General features: G+C 43.9%; 29 protein-coding genes. 28 read left to right on the forward strand and 1 reads right to left on the reverse strand.

The window, feature by feature from the left end; translation table 11 throughout:
• Positions 1-140: 140 nt before the first annotated feature.
• The 5 genes from MHB50_RS00480 to MHB50_RS00500 all read left to right on the forward strand — a co-directional run bounded on the left by MHB50_RS00480 (position 141) and on the right by MHB50_RS00500 (position 6151).
• Entirely contained in the window at positions 141-1217 is a 1077-nt protein-coding gene (locus tag MHB50_RS00480; RefSeq protein ID WP_205178894.1) for a Fe(3+) ABC transporter substrate-binding protein, read from the forward strand.
• Between the two features lie 64 nt (positions 1218-1281).
• Complete coding sequence (locus tag MHB50_RS00485; RefSeq protein ID WP_328799780.1) at positions 1282-2910, forward strand: iron ABC transporter permease; 1629 nt, start codon at positions 1282-1284, stop codon at positions 2908-2910.
• Positions 2911-3648: an ABC transporter ATP-binding protein gene (locus MHB50_RS00490; protein WP_205178896.1), complete on the forward strand. Its 738-nt coding sequence runs from the start codon at positions 2911-2913 to the stop codon at positions 3646-3648. It begins immediately after the preceding gene.
• A gap of 202 nt (positions 3649-3850) precedes the next feature.
• Positions 3851-4390, forward strand: a complete 540-nt coding sequence (gene rpoE, locus MHB50_RS00495) for a DNA-directed RNA polymerase subunit delta (RefSeq protein ID WP_205178898.1) — start codon at positions 3851-3853, stop codon at positions 4388-4390.
• Positions 4391-4549: 159 nt separating this feature from the next.
• Positions 4550-6151: a CTP synthase gene (locus tag MHB50_RS00500; RefSeq protein WP_205178900.1), complete on the forward strand. Its 1602-nt coding sequence runs from the start codon at positions 4550-4552 to the stop codon at positions 6149-6151.
• 39 nt (positions 6152-6190) lie between these two features.
• On the opposite strand, the gene MHB50_RS00505 is transcribed toward MHB50_RS00500, so the two are convergent.
• Positions 6191-6712 carry a DUF2529 domain-containing protein gene (locus MHB50_RS00505; protein WP_205178902.1) on the reverse strand — a complete coding sequence of 174 codons (522 nt, stop codon included), beginning with the start codon at positions 6710-6712 and terminating at the stop codon, positions 6191-6193.
• Positions 6713-6933: 221 nt separating this feature from the next.
• Here MHB50_RS00505 and MHB50_RS00510 point away from each other — a divergent pair, with 221 nt between their 5' ends.
• From MHB50_RS00510 to atpE, 23 genes are all read left to right on the forward strand, one after another.
• Positions 6934-7293: a response regulator gene (locus MHB50_RS00510; RefSeq protein WP_077109640.1), complete on the forward strand. Its 360-nt coding sequence runs from the start codon at positions 6934-6936 to the stop codon at positions 7291-7293.
• A 150-nt stretch (positions 7294-7443) separates the two neighbouring features.
• Positions 7444-8307, forward strand: coding sequence for a class II fructose-1,6-bisphosphate aldolase (gene fba / locus MHB50_RS00515; RefSeq protein ID WP_340084689.1), 864 nt, complete (start codon positions 7444-7446; stop codon positions 8305-8307).
• Positions 8308-8424: 117 nt separating this feature from the next.
• Positions 8425-9078: a fructose-6-phosphate aldolase gene (fsa, locus tag MHB50_RS00520; RefSeq protein ID WP_205178904.1), complete on the forward strand. Its 654-nt coding sequence runs from the start codon at positions 8425-8427 to the stop codon at positions 9076-9078.
• A gap of 113 nt (positions 9079-9191) precedes the next feature.
• Positions 9192-10478, forward strand: a complete 1287-nt coding sequence (locus tag MHB50_RS00525) for a UDP-N-acetylglucosamine 1-carboxyvinyltransferase (protein WP_205178912.1) — start codon at positions 9192-9194, stop codon at positions 10476-10478.
• Positions 10479-10600: 122 nt separating this feature from the next.
• The gene (glpX, locus tag MHB50_RS00530; protein ID WP_205178914.1) at positions 10601-11566 is read left to right on the forward strand and encodes a class II fructose-bisphosphatase; all 966 of its coding nucleotides are present in this window, start codon (positions 10601-10603) and stop codon (positions 11564-11566) included.
• A 245-nt stretch (positions 11567-11811) separates the two neighbouring features.
• Entirely contained in the window at positions 11812-13062 is a 1251-nt protein-coding gene (gene rho, locus MHB50_RS00535) for a transcription termination factor Rho (RefSeq protein WP_077109728.1), read from the forward strand.
• 139 nt (positions 13063-13201) lie between these two features.
• Positions 13202-13402, forward strand: a complete 201-nt coding sequence (gene rpmE, locus MHB50_RS00540; RefSeq protein WP_205178925.1) for a 50S ribosomal protein L31 — start codon at positions 13202-13204, stop codon at positions 13400-13402.
• Between the two features lie 74 nt (positions 13403-13476).
• Positions 13477-14076, forward strand: a complete 600-nt coding sequence (locus MHB50_RS00545) for a thymidine kinase (RefSeq protein ID WP_205178927.1) — start codon at positions 13477-13479, stop codon at positions 14074-14076.
• Positions 14077-14202: 126 nt separating this feature from the next.
• Positions 14203-15270, forward strand: coding sequence for a peptide chain release factor 1 (gene prfA / locus MHB50_RS00550; RefSeq protein WP_339161080.1), 1068 nt, complete (start codon positions 14203-14205; stop codon positions 15268-15270).
• Between the two features lie 3 nt (positions 15271-15273).
• Positions 15274-16140, forward strand: coding sequence for a peptide chain release factor N(5)-glutamine methyltransferase (gene prmC, locus MHB50_RS00555; RefSeq protein WP_340084690.1), 867 nt, complete (start codon positions 15274-15276; stop codon positions 16138-16140).
• Between the two features lie 70 nt (positions 16141-16210).
• Entirely contained in the window at positions 16211-17269 is a 1059-nt protein-coding gene (gene spoIIR / locus MHB50_RS00560; protein ID WP_339161084.1) for a stage II sporulation protein R, read from the forward strand.
• 504 nt (positions 17270-17773) lie between these two features.
• Positions 17774-18835 (forward strand): L-threonylcarbamoyladenylate synthase, encoded by a 1062-nt coding sequence (locus tag MHB50_RS00565; RefSeq protein ID WP_340084691.1) that lies wholly within the window; start codon positions 17774-17776, stop codon positions 18833-18835.
• A 71-nt stretch (positions 18836-18906) separates the two neighbouring features.
• Positions 18907-19452 (forward strand): manganese efflux pump MntP family protein, encoded by a 546-nt coding sequence (locus MHB50_RS00570; protein WP_205178946.1) that lies wholly within the window; start codon positions 18907-18909, stop codon positions 19450-19452.
• Between the two features lie 244 nt (positions 19453-19696).
• Positions 19697-20131 carry a low molecular weight protein arginine phosphatase gene (locus tag MHB50_RS00575; RefSeq protein WP_077109725.1) on the forward strand — a complete coding sequence of 145 codons (435 nt, stop codon included), beginning with the start codon at positions 19697-19699 and terminating at the stop codon, positions 20129-20131.
• 58 nt (positions 20132-20189) lie between these two features.
• Positions 20190-20630: a ribose 5-phosphate isomerase B gene (gene rpiB, locus MHB50_RS00580; protein WP_339161089.1), complete on the forward strand. Its 441-nt coding sequence runs from the start codon at positions 20190-20192 to the stop codon at positions 20628-20630.
• Between the two features lie 14 nt (positions 20631-20644).
• Entirely contained in the window at positions 20645-21217 is a 573-nt protein-coding gene (locus tag MHB50_RS00585; RefSeq protein ID WP_340084692.1) for a TIGR01440 family protein, read from the forward strand.
• A 123-nt stretch (positions 21218-21340) separates the two neighbouring features.
• Positions 21341-22603 (forward strand): serine hydroxymethyltransferase, encoded by a 1263-nt coding sequence (gene glyA / locus MHB50_RS00590; RefSeq protein ID WP_340084693.1) that lies wholly within the window; start codon positions 21341-21343, stop codon positions 22601-22603.
• A gap of 370 nt (positions 22604-22973) precedes the next feature.
• On the forward strand, positions 22974-23603 hold the full coding sequence (upp, locus tag MHB50_RS00595; protein ID WP_077109629.1) for a uracil phosphoribosyltransferase: 630 nt from the start codon (positions 22974-22976) through the stop codon (positions 23601-23603).
• 14 nt (positions 23604-23617) lie between these two features.
• On the forward strand, positions 23618-24766 hold the full coding sequence (gene wecB / locus MHB50_RS00600; RefSeq protein ID WP_340084694.1) for a UDP-N-acetylglucosamine 2-epimerase (non-hydrolyzing): 1149 nt from the start codon (positions 23618-23620) through the stop codon (positions 24764-24766).
• A gap of 285 nt (positions 24767-25051) precedes the next feature.
• Complete coding sequence (locus tag MHB50_RS00605) at positions 25052-25273, forward strand: AtpZ/AtpI family protein (RefSeq protein ID WP_339161097.1); 222 nt, start codon at positions 25052-25054, stop codon at positions 25271-25273.
• A gap of 4 nt (positions 25274-25277) precedes the next feature.
• Complete coding sequence (locus MHB50_RS00610; RefSeq protein WP_339161099.1) at positions 25278-25685, forward strand: ATP synthase subunit I; 408 nt, start codon at positions 25278-25280, stop codon at positions 25683-25685.
• Positions 25675-26388 (forward strand): F0F1 ATP synthase subunit A, encoded by a 714-nt coding sequence (gene atpB / locus MHB50_RS00615; protein WP_339161100.1) that lies wholly within the window; start codon positions 25675-25677, stop codon positions 26386-26388. The genes MHB50_RS00610 and atpB overlap by 11 nt, the downstream gene beginning before the upstream one ends.
• Before the next feature lie 69 nt (positions 26389-26457).
• Positions 26458-26670 (forward strand): F0F1 ATP synthase subunit C, encoded by a 213-nt coding sequence (gene atpE / locus MHB50_RS00620; RefSeq protein WP_077109624.1) that lies wholly within the window; start codon positions 26458-26460, stop codon positions 26668-26670.
• Positions 26671-26907 lie beyond the last annotated feature (237 nt).

The following is a 26907-nucleotide window of genomic DNA, read 5'->3' on the forward strand; positions in this document are numbered from 1 at the left end:
CACGGATGTTTTTCTTTTGTGCAGCCATGTCTAATTTGTCATAAATTTATCTAAAAATAAATTGACAAGAAGGCGGGAATCTATATAATTGAAATTGAGAATCGTTATCAATTCTTATTCAGTCAAGGAGTTGTTCACTAGTGAGAAAAATAGTAGCTTTTGTACTTTGTGTCTTTATGATGACACTTGCAGCGTGTGGAAATCAAAATTCGGCTCCAAAAGATAATGAGTCGGATAAGCAGAATAAAAAAGAAGAAACAAAAGAAAAGGTTGTTAACTTATATTCAAGCAGGCATTACGATGTCGACGATGAATTATACGGAAAGTTTGAAGAAAAGACAGGCATTAAGGTAAACGTTATCAAAGGTGAAGCAGATGAGCTGCTTGAGCGTATTAAGCGGGAAGGCGATGCAACCCAGGCCGATTTGTTTTTGACGGCGGATGCCGGCAGGCTGTTCCGTGCGAAAGATGCTGATGTTCTGGAGTCTGTCGAAAGCGATACGCTTGACAAGCAAGTTCCCAAGAAATTCAGAGATAATGACAAAACTTGGTACGGTTTGACAAAAAGAGCGCGAATTTTAGTGTATAATAAAGATAAAGTAAAAGAAGACGAGCTTTCCACATACGAAGATTTAGTGGATGAAAAATGGAAAGGGCGCATTCTTGTTCGTTCCTCCGAAAATATTTACAATCAGTCATTATTGGCTTCCTTTATTGAAATTGACGGCGAAGAAAAAGCGAAAGAATGGGCTGAAGGTATTGTGAAAAATATGGCGAGAAAACCGGAAGGCGGAGACCGTGACCAGGCTAAAGCAATTGCTGCTGGTGTGGGTGACGTCGCCATTATGAACACATACTATTTTGGCCAGATGCTCAATTCCGAAGATCCGGAAGAAGTGAAAGTGGCTGAGCAGCTCGGCGTTTTCTTCCCTAACCAGGAAACAACGGGAACACATGTGAACATCAGTGGAGCCGGCGTTGTCAAAGGGTCAAAAAATAAAGAAAATGCCATTGCCCTCCTTGAATACTTAACAAGCGAAGAGGCGCAAGGAAAATTTGCGGAAGCAAACTATGAATATCCAGTAAATGAAAAAGTTGAACCATCCGAGTTATTAAAGTCATGGGGAGAGTTTAAAGAACAAGATATTCCTCTTTCAGTACTTGGCGATAACAATGCCAAGGCACTCATGGTCTTTAATGAAGTAGGCTGGCAATAAGGAATATGACCCTTGCCGTTTGGTGCGGCAAGGGGCGTTGCTATATTAATGGGGTGTAAGTTTCGTGCGAAAGTTGGTTAATGTAAACGGTTGGACGGTCGCTGCCGCCATCATTATCATATTGTTGTTTTTGCCGAATTTGGCGATCGTTTCAGGCTTGTTTACGCCGTCAAATGAAAACTGGGAGCATATTAAGGAATTTGTGCTGTATAAATATCTGCAGACATCTCTCATTCTTGTACTCTCAACCGCTTTTTTGACAATTGCCATTGGGTTGAGTCTCGCTTGGCTCATTGCCCAGTACAACTTTCCGCTGCGGAACTTTTTAAAGTGGGCGCTCATTTTGCCCCTTTCGATTCCGCCATTTATCGGTGCTTACACCTATCATGGCATTCTCAATTATACGGGTATTATTCAAAAAACACTCCGGAACCAATTTGATATGTCCTTGGATCCGAATTATTTTAACATCATGAATATACCAGGGGCTATTTTTATCTATACACTTTTTTTATATCCATATGTATATACCATTACGAGGATTTTTCTGTCACAGCAGACGGCTTCCCTCATTGAAAGCGCGAGAGTGCTAGGGAAAGGGCCATGGCAAATTTTTTTCCAGGTTGTGCTTCCCATTTCGAGAGCAGCCGTCGTTGGCGGTGCCAGCTTAGTCATATTGGAAGTACTGAATGATTACGGTGTGGTCAAATATTACGGTATTCAAACGTTCAGCACAGCCATTTTTCAAGCTTGGTTTGGGCTTGGTGATGTCGGAACTTCAATCAAACTCGCCGGTACATTGATGGTCCTTGTCATTTTGATTCTTATTGTGGAGAAGCTATTGCGTGGCAGGAAGCAATTCAGCTTTTCTACAACGAAAATCAGGCCGCTTCCGCTTGTCCAATTGACCGGCATGAAAGCCAAATTGGCTTCCATATACGGTATGACCGTTTTAAGCTTTGGTTTTTTCATACCGGTTTTGCAATTAGTCGATTGGCTTGTGCTCACATGGGGGAAAATCCCATTCCAGGAATTTTTCACATATGTGAAAAATTCAGTCTTTGTGGCGGGAACCAGCGCCGCCATCATTATCGCTTTCGCGCTCGTTGTCGGCAATTTCAGCAGGCTTGTTCACGGAAAAGTGGCGAAAACAATGCCAAAGGTAACGGTGCTGGGCTACTCCATCCCTGGGGCGGTGATTGCCGTAGCGGTCGTTACGACCTTTATTGCCATTGATCAGATGCTTGCTCCCATTTATCAAAGAATGGGCCTGCAAACGACGCTTGTGTTAAGTGTTAGCATTGTGATGCTCATCACCGCCTACATTATTCGGTTTTTTGCGATTGGCTTTCATTCGATTGAATCTGGTTATGATAAAATAGGAACAGATTTTCGCGATGCTTCACGCCTGCTTGGCATGGGGCTGACAAAAACATTCATCAAAGTGGATGTTCCTTTGATGAAAGGCGCCATTATTAGCGGATTTATTCTTGTTTTTATTGATATATTAAAGGAAATACCGTTGACATTAATCCTTCGGCCGTTTAATTTTGATACCTTGTCCACAAAAGCGTTTCAGTACGCGAGTGATGAAAAAATCATGGAAGCGTCCCAGGCTTCCCTGGTGATTGTTGCTCTTAGCGCTTTGTCTATCTTTGTCTTTCACAAGCTACTTGAAAAGGAGCCGCGATAAATGTTTATTTCGATAGAAAACGTATGCTTTTGTTATGACCCGAAAGAAAGAGCAGTGGATGGATTTTCAATGAAAATTGAAAAAGGTGAAGTAGTTTCCATACTGGGGCCGAGCGGGAGCGGAAAAAGTACCTTGCTTCGTTTATTTGCCGGATTGGAAGTGCCTTGTGAAGGTTCTTTTACAATCGAGGATGTAGTTATATTCAATGATAAATCATTCATTCAGCCCGAAAAGCGCGGGATCGGCATGGTGTTTCAGGATTATGCCCTCTTTCCTCATATGACCGTCGAGGAAAACATCGCGTTTGGCCTGAATAAAATGAAGAAAGCGGAGAAAAAAGCAAGAGTGGCCGAAGTGCTTGAGATCGTCGAATTAACGGGATATGAAAAAAGATACCCGCACCAGCTGAGCGGGGGCCAGCAGCAGCGGGTGGCCATCGCCAGAGCGATTGCTCCGAATCCCAACCTTCTTTTGCTTGATGAACCGTTTAGTAATTTAGATGCCGAGTTGCAAGTGAAAATCAGAAAGGACTTGCGCAACATCTTAAAGGCTGCCGGCATTACCGCCATCTTTGTCACCCATGACGAGAATGACGCCTTGGCAATTGCCGACCGGATTGTTCAATTAAAAGATGGAAAAATTGTCCATAGCGGGAGGCCGTGCGATATTCTTGGCGCCCAATCCTGGTCTGGAAAAAACGTGCAACACCTTGAGAAAGAAGATCTCATTGAAGTTTAAAAAACTTTTCCAAACTCTTCGGAGTTTGGATTTTTTTTTGCTGTTTTTTTGAATTCGGGCTTTTTTTCATCTTAATAGAGAAATAAACATGAAAAGAGTAGCATAAACGAAAGATATTTGTTTATAATGTTGAGTATGGATTTTTAACTATAAGGCTATTGAGAGCCATTTAAATACATATAGCGGAAAGGTTGTGCGATGATTGAACTTGCAAAATTTAACGTTGGAAGAACGGGAAGAAATGTCACTTATTGAAATTGCACAGTATTTGTTGGAAGAAAAAAAGGAGGCTTTACCATTTCAGGAATTGGTTGCTCAAATTGCCAACTATTTGGAGCTTTCGGATGAGGAAATGTCTTCGCGAATGCTACAATTTTATACGGATTTAAACGTGGACGGACGCTTTTTGACATTGGGTGAAAACCGCTGGGGCCTGAAAGAGTGGTATCCGTTTGATCAAGTAGACGAAGAAATCATCGCTCCCGTCAAACCGAAGAAGAAAAAGAAAGCAAAACGGGCCTTTGAAGAAGATGAGGAGTTGCTCGAACTGGAAGAAGAAGATCTTGAATACGACATGGATCTTGAAGATGAAGACGTAGAAGAAGATGAAAGCCTGGAGGCGCTTCGAGAGGAAGAAGAAGCGGAATATGAAGAAGAAGAATTGTTGGATGACGAGGATTATGAACTGGAAGAAGAAGAGGAGGAAGACGTCGATTTAGAAGAAGAAGAAGAGGAAGAATAAAATCTTGACTTCTCTTCTCCTAATCTGTAGTATTTTATTTGGGCTCCTTGAAAAAGGACATACAGATAATATGTAACGCTCCCGTACAGCAATTTGTGGCGGGGCGTTTTTTATTTTAGTAACTTTGGGAAACATGAGGAAGGATAAGGAGGAAAAGTTGTGTCTAAATATATATTTGTAACAGGTGGTGTCGTTTCCTCACTCGGAAAAGGGATTACGGCTGCCTCACTCGGGCGCCTTTTAAAAAATCGCGGATTGAATGTGACGATTCAAAAATTCGATCCTTATTTAAACGTGGATCCTGGCACGATGAGTCCTTACCAGCACGGAGAGGTTTTTGTGACAGAAGACGGGGCGGAAACCGACCTGGATTTGGGACATTATGAAAGATTTATTGATATTAACTTAAATAGATACAGCAATGTTACAACGGGAAAAATCTACTCGGAAGTAATCAGAAAAGAGCGGCGGGGGGATTATAACGGAGGAACGGTTCAAGTGATCCCGCATATTACAAATGAGATAAAAGACCGCATCTTCCGGGCAGCCGAAAAGACCAAAGCAGATGTGGTCATTACGGAAATTGGCGGCACAGTCGGAGATATTGAATCTTTGCCGTTTTTAGAAGCGATCAGGCAAATGAAAAATGATGTTGGCCGGGAAAATGTCATGTATATTCATTGCACACTTGTTCCTTATATTAAAGCAGCCGGCGAAATGAAGACAAAACCGACACAGCACAGTGTAAAGGAACTCCGGAGTCTCGGTATTCAGCCAAACGTCATCGTCGTACGGACAGAAATGCCGATCTCCCAGGACATGAAGGACAAAATCGCCTTGTTCTGTGATATTGAAAAAGAGGCGGTTATCGAAGCACATGACGCAAGCACGCTTTATTCCGTACCGCTTTCATTGCAGGAGCAGCATTTGGATCAAATCGTTTGTGATCATTTAAAAATTGTTTGCCACGAAGCGGATATGGCAGGCTGGAAACTCCTTGTTGAAAAAGTACAAAACTTGTCCAAGACGACAAGGATTGCTCTTGTTGGAAAATATGTGGAGCTCCAAGATGCCTATATTTCGGTTGTTGAAGCATTAAAACATGCTGGTTATGCATTTGATGCAGATATAGACATCAAATGGTTGAATGCTGAATTCGTTACGAAAGAAAACGCGGCGGAAGTGCTTGCTGATTGCGATGGGATTCTTGTTCCAGGCGGTTTTGGCGACAGGGGTATCGACGGCAAGCTTGCGGCGATTCAATATGCCCGTGAAAACCACGTTCCATTTTTTGGCATTTGCCTCGGAATGCAATTAGCTTCTATTGAATATGCGAGGAATGTATTGGGGCTTGAAACGGCTCACTCTTCCGAGATTAATCCAGCTACGGAACATCCGATTATCCACTTGCTTCCGGACCAAGATAGGCTGGGAGATTTGGGCGGAACACTCCGGCTTGGGTTGTACCCATGTAAATTGCAAGATGGGACAAAAGCCCGTGAAATGTATCAAGAAGAATTGATTTATGAACGTCATCGCCACCGTTATGAATTTAACAACGAATACAGGGAGCAGATGGAAAAAGCCGGTTTCGTATTCTCGGGAACAAGCCCTGATGGAAAATTGGTGGAAATTATTGAAGTTGCTGATCACCCATGGTTTGTGGCAAGCCAATTCCATCCAGAGTTTACATCTCGCCCAACGAGGCCGCAACCACTCTTTCACGGCTTTATCCAAGCAGCATTAACAGTAAAAAAATAGTCGATGTATGAAAAAGCTGCCTTCATCACAAGGGCAGCTTTATTTATATTCTTCCAGCATATCGTCTATGTTGAATTTGAGACCATAATAAATATACAAAGCGGACATTAAGGAAGGAATACAAACGCGGTTCCCGTCTTCAGCAGGAAGAATGGGCTTGATTACGTGAGTATTGATATGTATATCAGCTAATTGTGATAAACATTCCGCACCATCTTTTACCGTACCGGCAACAGATACAAATGGAATGCCTTTTTCTGCAAGAGTTTTCCCAAGAGAAAGCGCATCTTGATCATCGGATAGGCGTGTGAAAACAATCACTCTGTCCGTGTGGGACAATTGTGATGATTGTTCAAGCTTTTTCGTTTTTTTCATCGGCTCGGGTCCATTCAAGGCATTCATGACGACTCCTTCCATTTCGCCATACCCTTTTATAAAGATAGAACCTTCCCCGACAGCTGCTTGGGCCAAAAGCCGGGCTCCGTCTTCTAATGGAAATTCTTCTTTCTCTCTAACGCTGGAAAATACGCCGATCAGTTGCGTGGATAGCATTTTCAACATATATGTTGCTCCTTTTTGGAAAAATATACATATATTATAGGCACATTTATGGAATAGCAAAAGAAATATGATCGGGTTGAATACTTTAGAAGGAAAAAATGTAACTCATATCGAACTTAACATACTATAGAAAAAATATTAAAAATAAATATATAATGCTAGTATTTTATACTTAATGGAGGGGTTTATTGAGGAATATAAACAATAGGGGGATGAATATATTGAAACAAAAAGTGTTAATAGTCGATGACCAATTCGGAATAAGAACATTACTGAATGAAGTGTTGCAAAAAGAAGGTTATGAAATATATCAGGCTGCCAATGGTCTTCAGGCATTGCATGTTATGAAACAACATGCTCCCGACCTTGTTCTTCTTGATATCAAAATCCCTGGGATGGACGGGCTTGAAATATTGAAAAAAATGAAGGAAATAAATCCCGAGATCCGCGTCATCATCATGACGGCGTACGGGGAACTGGATATGATAGAAAAAACAAAAAAGCTCGGAGCCCTTGCCCATTTTTCCAAGCCGTTTGATATTGAAGAAATCCGTACTGCAGTCAAACAATACGTATCCTAACAAATAAAAAACCACATAAATCTTTTCTCCTTTCGGTCTCCGCTCTTCATTGGTATTCAACCAAATAATCTGTTATGATGAAACTGCGAAAATTGGGTACAGTTTCATGTGGTTGTGCAGGCAGTCCCAATGTAAAAGGAGGAAAAAGTTGTGCCATTAGTATCGATGACAGAAATGCTCAAGCGAGCAAATAAAGAAAAATACGCAGTCGGCCAATTTAACCTGAATAATTTGGAGTTTACCCAAGCGATACTTCAAGCTGCTCAAGAAGAAAAATCACCCGTTATTTTAGGAGTATCCGAGGGAGCTGCTCGTTATATGGGTGGATTTAAATTGGTCGTACAGATGGTAAAAGCGCTTATGGAAGAATATGGAATTACGGTCCCTGTTGCTATTCATCTTGACCATGGTTCCAGCTTTGAAAAATGCGCCAAGGCGATTCATGCCGGTTTTACATCTGTCATGATCGACGGCTCACACTTGCCGCTTGACGAAAATATTGCATTGACGAAAAAGGTGGTTGAACTTGCCCATCTGTTTGGCGTTTCAGTGGAAGCGGAATTGGGGCGGATCGGCGGACAAGAAGACGATCTATCTGTCGATGATGCAGAAGCTTCGTATGCCATTCCTGCCGAGTGTGACCAACTCGTTCGTGAAACCGGAGTAGATTGTTTTGCGCCGGCTCTTGGATCGGTACACGGTCCTTATAAAGGAGAACCTAAGCTCGGATTTGACCGTATGGAAGAAGTGATGAAATTAACGGGAGTGCCACTTGTGGTTCATGGCGGTACAGGCATTCCGCTGAAGGATATTCAAAAAGCCATTTCCTTGGGAACGGCAAAAATTAACGTAAATACAGAAAACCAAATGTCTTCCGCGAAACGCGTACGGGAAGTATTGCGCGACAATCCGGAAATGTACGATCCGAGAAAATATCTCGGCCCTGCCAGAGAAGCGATCAAAGATACCGTAAAGGGCAAAATGCGTGACTTTGGCTCAGCCGGTAAAGCGTAATGGATTCTGCGGCAACATAATGGTTGCTGTCGTCAGCCATTCGGTAAGACCGAAACCGCCAGTGAGAGTATGGCGGTTTCCCTTTATTCTATTATAAATGTGAAGGAGTTGTGTAGCTTGAAGTTTTTTCTCGACACAGCCAACATCGACGAGATCAAAAAAGCCAATGAATTCGGCATCATAGATGGAGTCACAACAAACCCTTCCTTGGTTGCCAAGGAGAATATTTCGTTTCACGACAGGCTCAGAGAAATTACATCTATCATTCCCGGGTCTGTCAGTGCCGAAGTAATCGCGCTTGATACGGAAGGTATGGTAAAAGAAGGCCGGGAGCTGGCAAAAATCGCTCCCAATATTACCGTCAAAATACCGATGACGCCGGATGGTATGAAGGCTGTTAGTATACTATCTAAAGAACAGATCAAAACGAACGTCACTTTAATTTTTAACGCCAATCAGGCGCTCGTTGCCGCACGGGCAGGAGCGACTTATGTTTCTCCGTTTATCGGGCGCTTGGATGATATCGGCCATAGCGGGGCGAGTGTAATCGGAGAAATTGCGGACATCTTCTCCATTCATGGCCTCGATACGAAAATCATCGCCGCTTCCATCCGCCATCCGCAACATATTACCGAAGCCGCTTTAAATGGAGCGCACATCGCCACACTGCCCTATAAAGTATTGGTCCAGCTTTTTAAACATCCGTTAACAGATTGGGGCATTGAAGCCTTTTTACGGGATTGGGAAGCTAGAGAAAAAGGTGATTCATAATTACTTTTTTTACACGTGCGCTACATGTTTCTCCGTAAATTGTTTATAATAATGGGTATGATGCCTTTTTTTTCAAAAAAAGTTGGCCAACCAGGAGCGAAAGGAAGACTAAAATGGAAAAGCTTAAGATTGCCGGCGGGTACCCTTTAAAAGGAACAATTAAAGTGAGTGGGGCAAAAAACAGCGCAGTCGCCCTCATACCGGCCACAATCCTTGCTGAATCACCGGTAAAAATTGAAGGCCTACCCAACATATCAGATGTCGATACATTGAGAATTTTATTAGAAGAAATAGGCGGGGTTGTCTCTTTGCGGGATGATGTGATGCATGTCGATCCACGCAATATGTTATCTATGCCGCTTCCGAACGGGAAAGTGAAAAAGCTGCGTGCATCGTATTATTTAATGGGTGCTATGCTCGGCAGGTTTAAAAAGGCAGTCGTTGGACTTCCAGGCGGTTGCCACCTTGGACCGCGTCCAATTGACCAGCATATCAAGGGCTTTGAAGCGCTGGGGGCAAAAGTGACAAATGAGCAAGGGGCGTTGTATCTTCGTGCCGATGAATTGACCGGAGCCAGGATCTATTTGGACGTTGTCAGTGTGGGCGCCACAATCAACATCATGTTGGCGGCTGTAAAAGCCAAGGGTCAGACAATTATCGAAAACGCGGCAAAGGAACCGGAAATTATTGATGTGGCAACACTTTTGACAAATATGGGTGCCAAGATCAAAGGAGCGGGAACAGACGTTATCCGGATTGAAGGTGTGGATAGGCTGGATGGCTGCCAACATACTATTATCCCTGACCGCATTGAAGCAGGCACTTATATGATCTTAGGTGCGGCTATCGGCGAGGGAGTTCTCATTGATAATGTGATACCGCATCATTTGGAATCATTGATCGCTAAGCTTCGTGAAATGGGCGTGCCGGTTGAGACAGGGGACGAGCAAGTTTTCATCGGCCAGTATGAACGGCTAACGCCTGTAGATGTAAAAACGCTTGTCTATCCCGGATTTCCAACTGATTTACAGCAACCGATCACGGTCCTGTTAACGAAAGCAGAAGGATCGTCAATCGTTACCGACACGATCTATTCCGCAAGGTTCAAACATATCGATGAACTGCGAAGAATGAATGCGGACATTAAAGTGGAGGGCGGTTCCGCGATCATCAACGGTGCTACAACCTTGCAGGGGGCAAAAGTAAAAGCTTCCGACCTTCGGGCAGGTGCCGCGCTTGTCATCGCCGGATTAATTGCTGAAGGAATTACTGAATTAACGGGTCTTGAGCATATTGACAGGGGATATAGCGGGCTTGTTGACAAGTTAAATGGTCTGGGAGCGACCATTTGGCGTGAAAGAATGACGGAGCAGGAAATTGAACAATTGAAAAGTTCTTGAATTTTTTTCCAGCAATCGATGATCCTGTTAATTTTTTCATAGGGGCTATCACATTTAGCATAATGTGTTATACTATTAAACGGTTATGATGTTTAATTGCCAAAACGACGGGAGGAAAGTCGATGGAAAGAAGTTTATCTATGGAACTTGTACGAGTGACTGAGGCCGCTGCGCTTAAATCGGCTAGATGGATGGGGCGCGGAAAAAAGAATGAAGCAGACGATGCAGCAACAACGGCGATGCGTGCTGTTTTCGATACGATCCCAATGAGAGGTACTGTTGTCATTGGAGAAGGCGAAATGGACGAGGCTCCCATGCTTTATATTGGCGAAAAACTTGGTACGGGCGAGGGGCCGCTAGTCGATGTCGCGGTTGACCCGCTGGAAGGAACGGATATTGTAGCTTCCGGGGGATGGAATGCTTTATCTGTCATTGCCATTGCCGATGGAGGAAACTTGCTGCACGCGCCTGACATGTATATGCAAAAAATTGCCGTCGGACCTGAAGCAGTTGGACAAATTGATATAAATGCCCCTATTCTGGATAACTTAAAAGCTGTAGCAAAAGCTAAAAATAAAGATATCGAAGATATGGTGGCGATTGTGCTTGACCGCCCCCGACATGAAGCTATTATCACAGAGTTGCGGGAAGCCGGAGCTAGAATCAAGCTAATTGGCGACGGTGACGTTGCTGGAGCCATTAACACGGCCTTTGACACAACTGGGGTCGACATTTTATTTGGAATGGGCGGTGCCCCCGAGGGCGTTATTGCCGCAGTCGCATTGAAATGTCTTGGCGGCGAATTACAAGGCAAACTCATGCCTCAAAATGATGCGGAATTAGCACGTTGTAAAAAAATGGGTATCGATGTAAATCAAGTTCTAACAATGGAAGACTTGGTCCGTGGTGACGATGCAATATTTGCCGCTACCGGAGTCACTGATGGGGAACTTTTGAAAGGCGTCCAATTTAAAGGAGCCTACGGCTCCACCCATTCTGTCGTTATGAGGGCAAAATCGGGAACCGTGCGCTTTGTAGAAGGCCGCCACAGCCTCCGTAAAAAACCAAATATGGTCATGGGAAGTTAATATAATGGAGGGTTTTTTCCCTCCTTCCTGATTTTTTCATGTTTTTATAAATCTCATAGCCTTATATCTTATTCTTCTTACCCTCTGTAATTACCAAAGTCATTCCTTCCATTTATTCTCTTGTAACATCACTTGCACCTTAGATTTCATGTAATGTCGTATGTATCTTGACTTGAGGACGCGGAAAATGTAGCAGATTATGATGGAAGCAGAAAATGAAAAAATTGAAAAAGCGTGGTGTAGAAATGGCCGAATTAACCATCTCTCTGCTGGAAGATATGAAACTGAAAGAACTTTATGAGTTGGCACGTGAATATAAAGTTTCATATTACAGCAAACTGACGAAGAAAGAATTAATTTTTGCAATATTAAAAGCACGGGCTGAACAAGAAGGTTTCTTTTTTATGGAAGGCGTTTTGGAAATTATCCAATCCGAAGGCTTTGGATTTTTAAGACCGATCAACTATACGGCAAGTTCTGAAGACATTTATATTTCAGCATCGCAAATTCGCCGTTTTGATTTGCGCAATGGCGATAAAGTGTCAGGTAAAGTGCGCCCACCGAAGGAAAATGAACGCTATTACGGGCTGCTCCATGTTGAAGCGGTGAACGGAGATGATCCGGAAAGCGCCAAGGAACGTGTTCACTTCCCGGCATTGACACCTCTTTACCCAGATAGACAAATGAAGCTGGAAACCACTCCTTCCAACTTATCTACAAGGATTATGGATTTGATATCCCCGGTTGGGTTTGGCCAGCGCGGCTTGATCGTTGCACCTCCAAAAGCCGGTAAAACAATGCTTTTAAAATCCATCGCCAATTCTATTACAACGAACCATCCTGAAGCGGAATTGATCGTGTTGCTCATAGATGAGCGACCTGAAGAGGTGACGGACATCGAGCGTTCGGTAGCTGGAGAAGTTGTCAGCTCGACGTTTGACGAAGTGCCGGAAAATCACATCAAAGTGGCTGAGCTTGTTCTTGAAAGGGCGATGCGCCTTGTTGAGCATAAGCGGGATGTTATCATTTTAATGGATAGCATTACGCGGCTTGCCAGAGCATATAACCTTGTTATTCCACCAAGCGGGAGAACCTTGTCCGGAGGAATTGACCCGGCGGCATTTCACCGTCCGAAGAGATTTTTCGGGGCAGCCAGAAACATTGAGGAAGGCGGCAGCTTGACTATATTGGCCACTGCTCTTGTCGATACAGGTTCACGCATGGATGATGTGATATACGAGGAATTTAAGGGAACGGGAAATTTGGAGCTTCATTTGGACCGGTCTCTTGCGGAAAGAAGAATTTTTCCTGCCATCGATATCCGGCGCTCAGGTACGAGGAAGGAAGAGCTGTTGTTACCAAAAGACCAGCTTGAAAAAATCTGGAAATTGCGTAAAGCGATGTCGGATATGCCCGATTTTGCGGAAAAGTTTTTGCGCAAGCTGAAGCAAACCGAAACCAATGAAGAATTCTTTGAATTATTAACAACAAAATAAAATAGTGCAATTGCAATTTTTGTCTGTCCCTGTTATAATAAAAAATGTGTTTTTTTCAAACATCTGCGAAGCCAAGCTTCGGTTGGAATATAGAACTCTGTTTCAGCAAATGATTCAGGGCGTAAGGAGATGAAGGAAAATGAAAGCAGGAATCCATCCTGAATACAAAAAAGCAATTGTAAAATGCGCTTGCGGCAATGAATTTGAAAGCGGGTCTGTAAAAGAAAGTATTCGAGTTGAAATTTGCTCCGAATGTCATCCATTTTACACTGGCCGTCAAAAATTTGCTTCCGCTGCAGGACGCGTTGACCGCTTTAACAAGAAATACGGACTCAAATAAGCTAGTGAAAACGGGCAAGAAGGCTTGCCTGTTTTTTTATTGGGATAAAGGCATTACAGCAGGAAGGAGCGAGTATGATGAATCCGGGAATGCAAGGTGTTGTCGAAGTTATATGCGGCTGCATGTTCTCCGGTAAAACGGAAGAATTGATCCGCCGGGCTAAAGAGGCCCATTACGCCCAAAAAAAGGTCTTGTTATTTAAACCTCTGTTGGATAACCGTTATAGCAAACATGAAATCGTTTCACATAATGGTCTTTCCATTAAAGCGCATGTGATAAAATCTGCGGATGAACTATTAAAAAATGTTCCTGCCGAAGTAGATGTGATAGGGATTGACGAAGTGCAATTTTTTGATGATGACGTCATACTGGCAGTTAGCCGCCTTGCAGATGCGGGGCATAGGATAGTGGTTGCCGGATTGGATCAAGACTTTCGGGGCGAGCCATTTGGCCCGATGCCAAAACTGCTGGCGCTCGCAGAGCATGTGACCAAACTGCATGCCATATGTACAGTTTGCGGGGAGCCTGCCACTAGAACGCAGCGCCTGATTGATGGAGAAGCCGCTTTTTATGATGATCCAGTCATCCTGGTGGGGGCAGCGGATTCTTACGAAGCAAGGTGCCGGAATCATCATGAAGTTCCTGTAAGATCGATGAAAGAGCATTTGAGCTGATCACAAACACTGCTTTTACATATATTAATGATCAGAAGCGGATTCTTTTTCTTTAAAATGTTTGCTTGCATAAAGTGGGCGGTGTACTATAAAAAAAGATATGCAAAAACGTTGAGGTGAAGGCTTGTGTTTGATAGACTCCAATCCGTGGAAGACCGCTACGAAAAGCTGAATGAGCTGTTGAGCGATCCAGATATTGTCAGTGATCCCGAAAAGCTGAAAGAATACTCGAAGGAACAATCGGCGATTGCTGAAACGGTGGAAACGTACCGGGAATATAAGGAAGCGAAAAAAGAATATGATGATGCCAAGGAAATGCTTGATGATAAATTGGATCCGGAAATGCGGGAAATGGTCAAGGAAGAGATCGATGAACTGGCAGAACGGATCGAGGTGCTGGAAGAGCGCCTAAAGATATTGCTTATCCCTAAAGACCCAAATGATGAGAAAAACGTTATTATGGAAATCCGCGGAGCCGCGGGCGGAGACGAAGCAGCATTGTTTGCCGGTGATCTGTACCGTATGTACAGCCGCTATGCCGAAACAAAAGGCTGGAAAACCGAAGTTATTGAAGAACACTCTACTGGATTGGGCGGATTTAAGGAAATTATTTTTATGATCAACGGAACCGGAGCCTTTTCCAGGTTAAAATATGAAAATGGAGCGCACCGTGTCCAGCGCGTTCCGGAAACGGAGTCAGGCGGGCGGATTCATACGTCGACCGCTACAGTAGCCGTCTTGCCGGAAGCCGAGGAAGTGGAAGTCGATATCCATGAGAAAGATATCCGTGTGGATACGTTTGCATCAAGCGGGCCTGGAGGACAGAGTGTTAACACGACAATGTCTGCTGTTAGGCTTACTCATATCCCCACGGGCATTGTGGTCTCTTGTCAGGATGAAAAGTCCCAAATCAAGAATAAAGAAAAAGCGATGAAAGTTTTACGCGCCCGCATTTACGATAAATTCCAGCAAGAAGCTCAAGAAGAATACGATGCGAATCGAAAATCAGCAGTTGGAACGGGTGATCGGTCGGAACGAATTCGCACATATAATTTTCCACAAAACAGGGTAACGGACCACCGGATCGGACTAACGATTCAAAAGCTCGACCAAATTTTGGAGGGCAAACTGGATGAAATCATAGATGCCCTCATAGTGGAAGACCAATCCAAGAAATTAGAGAGCGTGGAATAGCGAATGTCTGATAAACAAACGATCTTCAAAGCCCTTCAATGGGCTTCTTCTTTTTTAAAGGAGCATGGCCGTGACCAAAATGCGGGAGAAATATTGCTTATGAACCAATTGAAATATACTCGTTCCCGGCTGCTTGCCGAGTTTCGGACGGAACTTTCCGAGAAGGATTGGGAACAATTCAGTCGGAACGTAAAGGAGCATGCTGCTGGCAGACCTGTGCAGTATATCATGGGCCATGAAGTGTTTTTAGGCAGGGAGTTTGTCGTAAATCCCCATGTTCTGATCCCGCGTCCAGAAACAGAGGAATTGGTTATCGCGGTTTTGAAAAAAATGGACAGGCTTTTTGGTGCTTCTAAACAGGGATTGCGGGTAGCAGATGTTGGAACGGGGAGCGGGGCAATTGCTGTAACATTAAAACTGGAGCGGCCCGGCCTCGCAGTATACGGAACTGATATTTCCGCGAGTGCGATTGACATAGCGAAAAAAAATGCCGACCGGCTTGGAGCGGCCGTACGGTTTGCGCAAGGGGACTTGCTTCAGCCCTTGATGGAGATCGGGCATAAATTCCATGTGATCGTCTCCAATCCACCATATATTCCACAGGGCGAAAAAGAGTGTTTGCCCGATGTTGTTAAGGATTATGAACCGGCATGCGCCTTATTTGGCGGGGAAGACGGTCTTGATGTGTACCGGCGATTCACCGAACAGCTTCCACATGTACTTGAAGATCGGGCGATCGTAGCTTTTGAAGTTGGTGCAGGGCAAGGAGACGCAGTCAGCCAAATGATGAGAGAACAATTTTCTGAAGGGGTAACAGAAGTGCTTTATGATATAAACGGTAAGGACCGGATTGTTTTAACCTCTTTATAATATTTCCGCATGATGTTTATAGCCTCCAAAATTTGTCCATACTGTCTCGTGAAGGGATGGGGTGGAACAGATGAGAAAGTATATGAATCAAAAATTCTATCAAAAAAATATGGCATGGCTCTATATGGTGGTCTTATCTTTGGCAACGGTTGCCAATCTTGCAATACCAATTCCGCCAGAAGAAAGGGCAGAGGCCGAAGAAATACAAGTCATTCCGCAAGAAGCGATCCGGCTGAGAATATTGGCAAACAGCGACGGCCACCAAGATCAAGAGGTGAAACGCTCCATCAGAGATGCTGTTAATCAAGAAATTACGACGTGGGTGGAGCATTTGACATCGATTGAAGAGGCGCGCAGATTAATCCAATCCCGCTTGCCGGAGATCGAACAAATTGCAAATCGTGAGCTTGAAAAAAGCTCCATTGATTATGGTGCCGAAGTAGAATTTGGCAACATTCAATTTCCAACTAAGCTATATGGAAACTATCTTTATCCCGCCGGAAATTATGAGGCGATTTTAATTACATTGGGAGAAGGAAAAGGAGCAAACTGGTGGTGTGTTCTATTTCCGCCGCTTTGTTTTCTGGACTTTTCCACAGGAGCGGCTGTTAATACCAACACGGATGAATCTGCGGATAAATCAGTCCAAGATGTTGAAAACGGGCAAAACAATGCTTTGATCGCTGAACAAGAGAAAGCGGAAAATGCAGAAAGTGCCGACTTCGCCGAACAAGAGAAAGTGGGAAAAAAAGAAAGTGGCGCTTTCGCTGAACAAGAGGAAGCAGGAAATGCAGAAAGTGCCGACTTCGCCGAACAAGAGGAAACAGGAAAAAAAGAAAGTTCTGCTTTCGTTGAAGAAGGGGAAGCGGGAAAGAAAGAAAATGGCGCTTTCGCTGAGCAAGAGAAAGCAGGGAAAAAAGAAAGTACCGCTTATATCGCTGAACAAGAGGAAACAGGAAAAAAAGAAAGTTCTGCTTTCGTTGAAGAAGGGGAAGCGGGGAAAAAAGAAAGTGGCACTTTCGCTGAACAGGAGAAAGCAGGGAAAAAAGAAAGTGCCGCTTATATCGCTGAACAAGAGGAAGAAACAGAGGTAAAGTTTTTCCTGAAAGAATTGTTCGATCGCTTTTGAATCTGAATCTCTCGAGTCGCTTGAGAGATTTTTTTTTTTTACAAATTAGAAATATATTTTTGCATGTATGATTCATATGAAGTAAACTGGCGTTGTCCAGCTTCGGTGCTTAGCGATTAGCAAACATCGAGCTTTTCCTGAGATCATCGCTTATTCGGGAAGTTTTGTTCAGCTCGTCTTAAAGTCGCGCGAAGCTATTCTAATGAAGCGAATGTGCAAAGCTTTGAAGCATGTGCTTTGTTCCTTGCATGACGGTGTGTTCTTGAATTCGTCAGAAGCTCTCCAGTTTACTTGTTGATGACGGGCTTTGTTTATGTTTGTTGTGTATCGTTTGCCCGGTTATGCACAGCCTTTATCCACAAAAAAGGATTAACTATCCACAATTTGTGAATAACTTACTTTTCAATCACTTGTTATGCTAGTTTTATATTCATAAATGATTCTTAAACTAGCAATAATAAACGGTAAAGCATTAATCAAACGTTATAAATTGAGGTGGCCTCATTGAAAACAACCTATTGGTCTGTGGATAATGATGTGAACAGTAAAAAAAACTATCCACAAATAGTAAAAGCAGCAGAGCTCATCAAAAAGAATGAAGTGGTGGCCTTTCCAACCGAAACAGTATACGGACTGGGCGCCAATGCTACATCTGATGAGGCAGTGGCAAAAATTTTTGCGGCAAAAGGAAGACCGGCAGATAACCCGCTTATCGTTCATATTGCAACTTTTCAGCAACTGAAGCAAATTGCTGTGGATATTTCCGATACAGCCATGAAGCTTATGCATACATTTTGGCCCGGTCCGCTCACACTCATATTCAACAAAAAGCCTGGAACCGTGTCCCGCTTAGTGACCGCCGGGCTGAATACTGTCGCGGTTCGGATGCCGGACCATCCACTTGCAATGGCCCTTATTCGCGAATCAGGGCATCCAATTGCCGCGCCAAGTGCCAATAAATCCGGTAAGCCAAGTCCAACGACAGCTAAACACGTGCAAGATGACTTAGATGGTATTGTAGCCGGAATTGTCGATGGCGGACCCGCAGGGGTTGGAGTTGAATCAACAGTCGTTGACTGCACTGGAAGTCCCCCGGTGATTCTACGTCCAGGCGGTATTTCAAAAGAAGATATCGAAGCAGTCATTGGGCCAGTGGAAGAAGATCCTTCGATCGCCAGCTCAGTGTCCAAACCGAAGTCTCCAGGAATGAAGTACCGGCATTATGCTCCGGATGCACCGCTCTATCTTGCCGACGGTGAACAGCAGTGGATTCAACAGTTAATTGATGAAAAAATGGCCGCAGGGTTGAAAGTGGGTATACTGGCTCCGCAGGAAACCGCTTCGTTTTATAAGGCTGATGTTGTGGTACCCTGTGGCAGTAAAGCCGATCCAAAAAGTTCAGCCCAGACGCTTTATCAAGCTTTGAGGTCCTTTGAGAATTCAGGAGTGGATATCATATTTTCGGAAGTCTTTCCCCGTACAGGCGTGGGGGCAGCTATTATGAACCGTCTGGAAAAAGCGGCCTCCCATCGGTGGATGAAACAGCATATGAAAGATCAGGACTGAAAGACAATTCTACTCTTTCGTTTCCGTGCATAAGCTCTTATAGGCACGTCCGAAGCGAAAGGGGTATTTTGATGATACTTCCAGAAATCATTACTTTAGTCATCATGGCTTTTGCGGTAGGAATGGACGCATTTTCCGTTTCACTCGGCATGGGAATTTTCAAACTGAGATTTCGCCAAGTTTTTTATATTGGAATGACAACGGGTCTTTTCCACATGTTTATGCCATTGTTTGGCATATTAACCGGGCATTTACTTTCAGAAACATTTGGCAAAATTACCGGTTACGTTGGAGGGGGCTTGTTAATGGTTTTGGGAGTACAAATGATACTATCCAGTTTTAAAAGCGAGGAACAAATGGCGATCGTCCCTCAAGGTTGGGGACTATTCATTTTCAGTTTCCTCGTCAGTCTGGACAGCTTTTCCGCCGGTCTCAGTCTCGGGATGTTCGGTGCCCGGGCAATGGCTGCCATGATCTGTTTTGGTATCGTGGCGGCATGTTTGACATGGAGTGGACTGATTATGGGGCGGAAAGTGCAAAGTTTGCTCGGGGTGTATGGAGAGATGTTTGGCGGATTCACTTTAATTTTGTTTGGGATAAAGTTGATTTTTTCATGAGATTATAAGTTATGAAGGCCAGCATTATCGTGCTTAGCTTGGTAGGCAATAGTACCTCGACTTACACTAAAAACGATTATATCGTTTTTTTTGTTTTTACTGACGGTTTTTTGCATTTCATATGTTAATCAATAGATGACACGCTGACTGGCCGGACTTTTTCATAAGGTTGATGAAAAAGCACTCTACATTTGTACGCAAAAAAGTGAATGGTTATAATAAGGTAAAAGAGGTAGGAGAAGATATGAATATTTTATTCGTTTGTACCGGGAATACATGCAGAAGCCCAATGGCTGAGGCCATTTTTCACCATATATGGAACGGAAAAGCAGATGCCAGATCTGCCGGACTGTTCGCTGCTGAAGGGAGCAAGGCTGCGGACCATGCGCTAAAGGTATTGAAAGAAAATAACATGAAGCTGGAGCACCGTTCAAAGCAATTGCAAGAAGAAGATATCCATTGGGCTAAATATGTGTTCACGATGACAGAGGGGCATAAACAAATGTTGATGGACATGTTTCCGGCGGCAGCGGACAAAATTTTTACTCTAAAAGAATATGTGAATGGGCGCAATGGAGATCTTGATGTGATAGATCCTTTTGGAGGAGACCTGGAAGTCTACCGTTCAACGTTCCAGGAACTTCGCGGGTTGATTGCCAGGTTGTCTATTGATTGTTGAATCTGTCAACTTGTGTAAACAAAGAAGAATCAAACAAATGAAAGGGGAATGTTACACGATGAAAGTGGCAATTGCATCCGACCATGGGGGAATATTGATTCGCAAAGAAATCATTAAAGTAATGGAAGAATTGAATATAGAATATGAGGATTTTGGTTGTGGAGACGAAAGCTCGGTCGACTACCCCGACTTTGCCGTTCCTGTAGCGGAAAAAGTGGCAAGCGGTGAATTTGACCGGGGCATTTTAGTTTGTGGAACAGGCATTGGCATGAGCATCGCCGCGAATAAAGTAAAAGGAATCCGCTGTGCTTTGGTGCACGATGTATTTAGTGCCAGGATGACACGTCTTCATAATGATACAAATGTACTTGCTATGGGAGAACGTGTGATCGGACCCGGTCTTGCCCGCGAGATTGCAAAGGTTTGGTTGGAAACGGAGTTTGAAGGCGGCCGCCATACAAGGCGTATCCAAAAGATTTCCGATTACGAAAATAGATAAGGGGAGAGATATGCATGGAAATAGAACAATGGCGGAACGAGCTGCGGTTGATTCTCAAGCAATGCGCCGAGGAATTGCCGATTAGGCCTGGACAGATATTCGTCGTTGGCTGTTCCACATCTGAAGTGGCGGGAAAAAGAATCGGAACATCGGGAACGTTTGAAGTGGCAGCCATGATCTTTGAGCAATTGCAGGCTTTCGCTCGGGAAAAGAACATCCATTTGGCCTTCCAATGTTGTGAACATTTAAATCGCGCACTTGTTATCGAAAGGGAAACAGCCGAACTATTTCATTTCGATCAGGTAACGGTTGTTCCCGTTCGTGAAGCAGGCGGTGCCATGGCAGCACACGCCTATTCTCGCTTTCAAGATCCGGCCGTTGTCGAGTTTATAAAAGCGGATGCCGGTATTGATATAGGAGACACGTTTATTGGCATGCATTTAAAACACGTCGCAGTTCCGGTCAGAATCGGCCAAAGGTCACTCGGAAATGCCCATGTCACAGTGGCGGCGACTCGTCCAAAGCTAATTGGCGGTGCGAGAGCTGTTTATAATCGCGAAAAGCTGAACAATCAATGCAATTACTAATAGAAATGTTCCGTTTTCGTCTCCAAAAAGTCAAAAATCCATTTGGCTCGGACATTACTTCATGTTAAAATGTAAACAAGAACGAAACCATGGATTATTATTACCGATACAAGGGGGAGCACAATGAGCAAGGTAAGCGAAAATAGGGCGGAAAGCGCTATAGCCAAACAGGATCCCGAGATATACGAGGCGATTCAAAAAGAATTGAAAAGGCAACAATCCAAAATTGAATTAATTGCATCCGAGAACTTTGTGAGTGAAGCGGTCATGGAAGCTCAAGGATCTGTTTTGACAAACAAGTATGCAGAAGGCTATCCGAGTCGCCGTTATTATGGCGGTTGTGAATATGTTGATATTGTGGAGGACTTGGCGCGGGACCGCATTAAGAAATTGTTTAGCGCGGACCATGCGAATGTGCAGCCTCATTCCGGGGCACAAGCTAATATGGCCGTCTATTTTACTATTTTGAAACATGGCGATACGGTCCTTGGCATGAATTTATCCCACGGTGGCCACTTGACACATGGTAGCCCCGTCAATTTCAGCGGTATGCAATATCATTTTGTTGAATATGGGGTAGATGAAAAAAATCACCGTATCAATTATGAAGACGTGCGGCAAAAAGCATTGGAACATAAACCGAAGCTGATTGTTGCCGGAGCAAGTGCTTATCCCCGGGTTATCGACTTTGAAAAGTTCCGGGAAATTGCTGATGAAGTCGGCGCATACTTGATGGTCGACATGGCGCATATTGCCGGATTGGTTGCCGCCGGCCTTCATCCGAACCCGGTTCCTTATGCAGATTTTGTCACATCTACAACGCATAAAACTTTGCGGGGGCCTCGAGGCGGATTAATCCTATGCAAAGAACAATATGCCAAAGCAATCGACAAGTCTGTATTTCCGGGCATTCAAGGCGGTCCTCTTATGCATGTCATCGCCGCAAAAGCGGTTGCCTTCGGCGAAGCGTTGACAGACGATTTTAAAGCGTACAGCCAACTGATTGTTGAAAATGCAAAACAATTAGGCGAAAGCTTAAAGAAAGAAGGCATTGACCTCATTTCTGGCGGAACGGACAACCATTTGCTTCTCCTTGATGTGCGCTCTCTTGGTTTAACGGGCAAAGTGGCGGAAAAAGTCCTGGATGATGTCGGGATAACCGTTAATAAAAACACCATCCCTTATGATCCGGAAGGTCCTTTCATCACGAGTGGCATTAGGATTGGAACAGCGGCAGTCACTTCACGGGGCTTTGGAAAAAGCGAAATGGAAGAAATAGCTTCGCTTATTGCATTTGTCCTTAAAAACCATGACAAGGAAACAAAATTAAATGAAGCGCGTACTCGGGTAGAAACACTGACGGCCCGCTTTCCGCTTTACGTATAAAGTGAAACTTCATTTCTTGGTATGCCTTTTCCAAGAAATGTTAGTTGAACGAATCGGTCAATTAGGTGCGGTTTTCTCCCACTTGGACCTTTTGTGTCACCCTCACGTTTTGAAGTGGGAATCTTACGGCACCTTACATGCGGGATAAACTGTAAAAAGCTTCAAGCCTCCGGTGTTTTGGAGGCTTTTTCATATGTCGGTTTTTTGCCCATTATATGATCTTTATTTTCCTTGCCGAAAGAGAGCCTTTTATGTAAAATTAGCAGGGATATGCTGGCCAGAGCCGGGAAGCAGGTTCGATTGATCATCATGATAGAAGTTCGTATACTGCTCCGCTTCTGTTCCAACCAAAAAGCAAAGGAGAGATTTTATGGGCAGAGTGCATGTGATCGACCATCCTCTCATTCAACACAAATTAACTTATATTCGCGATAAGAACACGGGAACGAAAGAGTTTCGTGAACTTGTTGATGAAGTCGCCACGTTGATGGCGTTTGAAATTACGAGGGATATGCCTTTGAAAGAAATCGAAGTGGATACCCCTGTATGCAAAGCAAAATCTAAAATATTGGCAGGGAAAAAAATAGGCATTGTTCCGATTTTACGGGCCGGGATCGGCATGGTCGATGGTATTTTAAAGCTGATTCCCGCGGCGAAAGTAGGACACGTCGGATTGTACCGCGACCCGGAAACTTTAATGCCTGTCGAGTATTACTTAAAACTGCCGAGTGATGTGGAAGAAAGGTTTTTTATCGTTGTAGATCCAATGCTTGCTACTGGAGGAACTGCGGTTGAAGCAATTCGTTCTCTGAAAAAAAGAGGAGCGAAACAAATTAAGCTGATGACTCTTATCGCCGCACCGGAAGGAGTAAGTGCGATCGAAAAAGCCCATCCCGACGTAGACATATACGTTGCCGGACTTGATGAAAGACTGAATGAAAAAGGATATATCATCCCTGGATTGGGAGATGCCGGTGATCGTTTGTTCGGCACGAAATAGGGAGGCATATTCCAGTGGATAAGCGTGTGAAAGTATTATCCATTTTTGGGACGAGGCCGGAAGCGATTAAAATGGCTCCGCTTGTCAAGGAGCTTCAAGCGAGAAAAGAAGAATTTGAGGCAGTTACGGCAGTTACGGCCCAACATCGGCAAATGCTTGACCAGGTGCTGAATATATTTAAGATTAGGCCTGACTATGATTTGAATATGATGATGGATAGGCAAACATTGGTTGATGTCACAACGCGCTGCCTGACAGGGCTCGACAGCGTCATCAAGGAAGCTCGGCCCGATATTGTTCTTGTGCATGGCGATACGTCAACAGCGTTTGTAGCGAGCCTTGCAGCCTATTATAATCGAATTTTGGTCGGACATGTAGAAGCCGGGCTCAGAACATGGAATAAATACGCCCCTTTTCCGGAAGAAATGAACCGTCAGCTAACAGGCGTCATAGCAGACTTGCATTTTTCCCCGACGGAAACATCGGCGCGTAACCTTTTAAATGAGGGGAAAAGAGATGAGTCCGTCTTCATAACCGGAAATACGGTCATTGATGCCCTGAAAACGACCGTTCAATCGGACTATCGGCATCGTACCCTTGATTTCATAGGCGGTGATCGGCTTATATTGCTGACGGCTCATAGAAGGGAAAACGTAGGGCAGCCGATGAGGAATATGTTCCAGGCAATACGGACAATGGTTATGAAGCATCCTGATATTCAAGTTGTTTATCCTGTTCATATGAATCCGGCTATCCGGGGAATTGCGGATGAGATCCTGGGGAATGACCCAAGGATCCACTTGACAGAACCGCTTGACGTTATTGATTTCCACAATTTTGCGAGCAGGGCTTACTTCATTATGACCGATTCGGGAGGAGTGCAAGAAGAAGCGCCATCGCTGGGTGTTCCGGTATTGATTTTGCGTGAGACAACTGAAAGACCGGAAGGAATTGAAGCCGGAGCGTTAAAGTTGGCTGGAACGGATGAAGAAACGATTTACCGGAGTGCGGAGGAACTGCTGACAGACAAAAGAGCTTATGAAAAAATGGCAAAGGCGAATAATCCATTTGGAGATGGAAAGGCTTCTGCCAGAATTGCTGATGCCTTAGCCTATCACTTCCATTTGAAAAAGCATCGGCCACAACCATTTACAACAGGTTAAAGCAGGAGACAAAGAGCCCATTCTTGTAAATGCCTCGGTGGTTGTTGTTACGATGCTTTATTTGCCAATAATGACGTCTAAACCCATATTTTAGTTGAATTTTGATGATTTTGTGACAAAGCCCTAAAGGAAAAATAGTTTGTTTTGAAATTCACACTAAACTCGTTGACATTGACATATGCCTATTGTATGCTAACAAAGGATATGAAGGGAGATTGTGATATATCTTTTTTCATGGGTTGTCAATTAGCGAAAAAGCACCTGAACAATAGGTGGGGATGCTGTATGAATAGGAAGAATCGTCATCCGCTTTATGGGATGGCCCTTTATTCTGCGATTCTCGCACAATTGGCAGGGTCGACCCTGGTAGGTGTATTTGCAGGGAATTGGCTTGATGACATAACCGGGAAGGAGCCGCTATTTTTAGTGGTCGGCCTCTTTTTGGGTCTAGCTGCCGGAGTTATGGCGCTTATATACACAATCCGACAATTTTTTTCGGAGGATTAGCATAATGGATGACCTCCAGCAGTTATTTAATAGACATCGGAAGTACATAATGTACTTGTTAGCAATTTTTGTATTGGGTTGGGGATTCACGAAACACCAATCTATTTTTATGGGATTGATCCTTGGTACAATTCTCAGTTTTTTTAATCTATGGTCGATGGTTCGCAGAACAAATCAGGTTGGAGAAGCCGTTTCAAAGGGGAAAACCGTACGTTCTTTAGGCACATTGTCGCGGATGGCTGCAGCAGTGCTTGCGGTTTTGATTGCGACGAATTATCCGGAAAGGTTCCATTTGATCAGCGTAGTGATAGGATTAATGACATCTTATGTTGTCATTATGATAGATGCTATAATTTCCCTCAGCTTTAGAAAAGACAAGCAGCGGAAGAGAGGTGAATCGGATGAATCATGAAGCGCCAATCAAAGAAATATTTGGATTATATTTTAATATGGGAAATGTCTTAATGATTAGCGTTGCCTCGGTTATTGTGTTTCTTCTCGCCTTCATTGGAACGCGCAGGCTTGCCATGAAACCGACAGGCATGCAAAACGTTATGGAATGGGTTTTTGATTTCGTTAGGGGAATCGTGAAAAGTACCATGGACTGGAAAACAGGTGGTCATTTTCATGTGTTGGGTGTTACCTTGATTTTATATGTATTTGTTTCCAACATGCTTGGTTTGCCTTTCGCGATCACGATTGATCATGAATTATGGTGGAAATCTCCAACGGCCGACCCCCTCATTACATTAACGTTGGCAACAATGGTTGTCGCGCTGTCCCATTATTATGGAATCAAACAAAGAGGACTTGGCAGTTACCTCAAAGGTTATGTACAACCGGTGTGGTTCTTGCTTCCGCTTAAAATTATCGAAGAATTTGCCAACACATTAACGTTGGGGCTTCGTCTTTACGGGAATATTTTTGCCGGTGAAATTCTCTTGGGCCTTCTTGCCGGAGGTCTTGCAGCACATGGTGTTGTTGGCTGGATTGCAGCAGCTGTCCCAACACTGGCTTGGATGGGATTCTCTATTTTTATCGGAGCGATACAAGCATTTATTTTTACAATGTTAACGATGGTCTATCTTGCTCATAAAGTAAGTGCGGATCATTAATATATATTGTTCATAACTATGGACATCCGAAATCTTCATTTTTTATATATTTTAAGGAGGAATTTTATCATGGGTATGTTAGCAGCAGCAATTGCAATTGGTTTAGCCGCTCTTGGGGCAGGTATTGGTAACGGATGGATCGTATCTCGTACAGTCGAAGGTATTGCACGTCAGCCAGAAGCACGTGGTGTGCTCCAAACAACCATGTTTATCGGGGTTGCGTTGGTTGAGGCCATTCCAATCATGGCGGTTGTTATCGCGTTTATGGTTCAAGGAAGATAAGGTTTTATTTATAGACAAGCATTTCGAAATGGCGAAGAAATACACTTCGCCATTTTTTAAGAAAAGCAAGGAGAAAGACCGGTTAAAGCCGCCTATCAGCCCCGAGACAAAGGAATCTAAGGGGACGGGGGCCAAGGCTGGTCTAACATATGCGCAGGAGGTTTATGGGGACAGTGGAAATAACTTCCCGGAAGCCTTTTGCGCGCTGATTTTTACCATTGACCTTTCATCGGCAAA

Source organism: Siminovitchia sp. FSL H7-0308 (assembly GCF_037980985.1).
GTDB lineage: Bacteria > Bacillota > Bacilli > Bacillales > Bacillaceae_C > Siminovitchia > Siminovitchia thermophila.

Bases quoted from the DNA above. Each gene is read 5' to 3' on its own strand.
- MHB50_RS00490 (WP_205178896.1), top strand. From the start codon at position 2,911: ATGTTTATTTCGATAGAAAACGTATGCTTTTGTTATGACCCGAAAGAA.
- MHB50_RS00505 (WP_205178902.1), bottom strand. From the start codon at position 6,712: ATGTTGAAAATGCTATCCACGCAACTGATCGGCGTATTTTCCAGCGTT.
- MHB50_RS00525 (WP_205178912.1), top strand. From the start codon at position 9,192: ATGGAAAAGCTTAAGATTGCCGGCGGGTACCCTTTAAAAGGAACAATT.
- glpX (WP_205178914.1), top strand. From the start codon at position 10,601: ATGGAAAGAAGTTTATCTATGGAACTTGTACGAGTGACTGAGGCCGCT.
- rho (WP_077109728.1), top strand. From the start codon at position 11,812: ATGGCCGAATTAACCATCTCTCTGCTGGAAGATATGAAACTGAAAGAA.
- rpmE (WP_205178925.1), top strand. From the start codon at position 13,202: ATGAAAGCAGGAATCCATCCTGAATACAAAAAAGCAATTGTAAAATGC.
- MHB50_RS00545 (WP_205178927.1), top strand. From the start codon at position 13,477: ATGATGAATCCGGGAATGCAAGGTGTTGTCGAAGTTATATGCGGCTGC.
- prmC (WP_340084690.1), top strand. From the start codon at position 15,274: ATGTCTGATAAACAAACGATCTTCAAAGCCCTTCAATGGGCTTCTTCT.
- spoIIR (WP_339161084.1), top strand. From the start codon at position 16,211: ATGAGAAAGTATATGAATCAAAAATTCTATCAAAAAAATATGGCATGG.
- MHB50_RS00570 (WP_205178946.1), top strand. From the start codon at position 18,907: ATGATACTTCCAGAAATCATTACTTTAGTCATCATGGCTTTTGCGGTA.
- MHB50_RS00575 (WP_077109725.1), top strand. From the start codon at position 19,697: ATGAATATTTTATTCGTTTGTACCGGGAATACATGCAGAAGCCCAATG.
- rpiB (WP_339161089.1), top strand. From the start codon at position 20,190: ATGAAAGTGGCAATTGCATCCGACCATGGGGGAATATTGATTCGCAAA.
- MHB50_RS00585 (WP_340084692.1), top strand. From the start codon at position 20,645: ATGGAAATAGAACAATGGCGGAACGAGCTGCGGTTGATTCTCAAGCAA.
- glyA (WP_340084693.1), top strand. From the start codon at position 21,341: ATGAGCAAGGTAAGCGAAAATAGGGCGGAAAGCGCTATAGCCAAACAG.
- upp (WP_077109629.1), top strand. From the start codon at position 22,974: ATGGGCAGAGTGCATGTGATCGACCATCCTCTCATTCAACACAAATTA.
- MHB50_RS00605 (WP_339161097.1), top strand. From the start codon at position 25,052: ATGAATAGGAAGAATCGTCATCCGCTTTATGGGATGGCCCTTTATTCT.
- MHB50_RS00610 (WP_339161099.1), top strand. From the start codon at position 25,278: ATGGATGACCTCCAGCAGTTATTTAATAGACATCGGAAGTACATAATG.
- atpB (WP_339161100.1), top strand. From the start codon at position 25,675: ATGAATCATGAAGCGCCAATCAAAGAAATATTTGGATTATATTTTAAT.
- atpE (WP_077109624.1), top strand. From the start codon at position 26,458: ATGGGTATGTTAGCAGCAGCAATTGCAATTGGTTTAGCCGCTCTTGGG.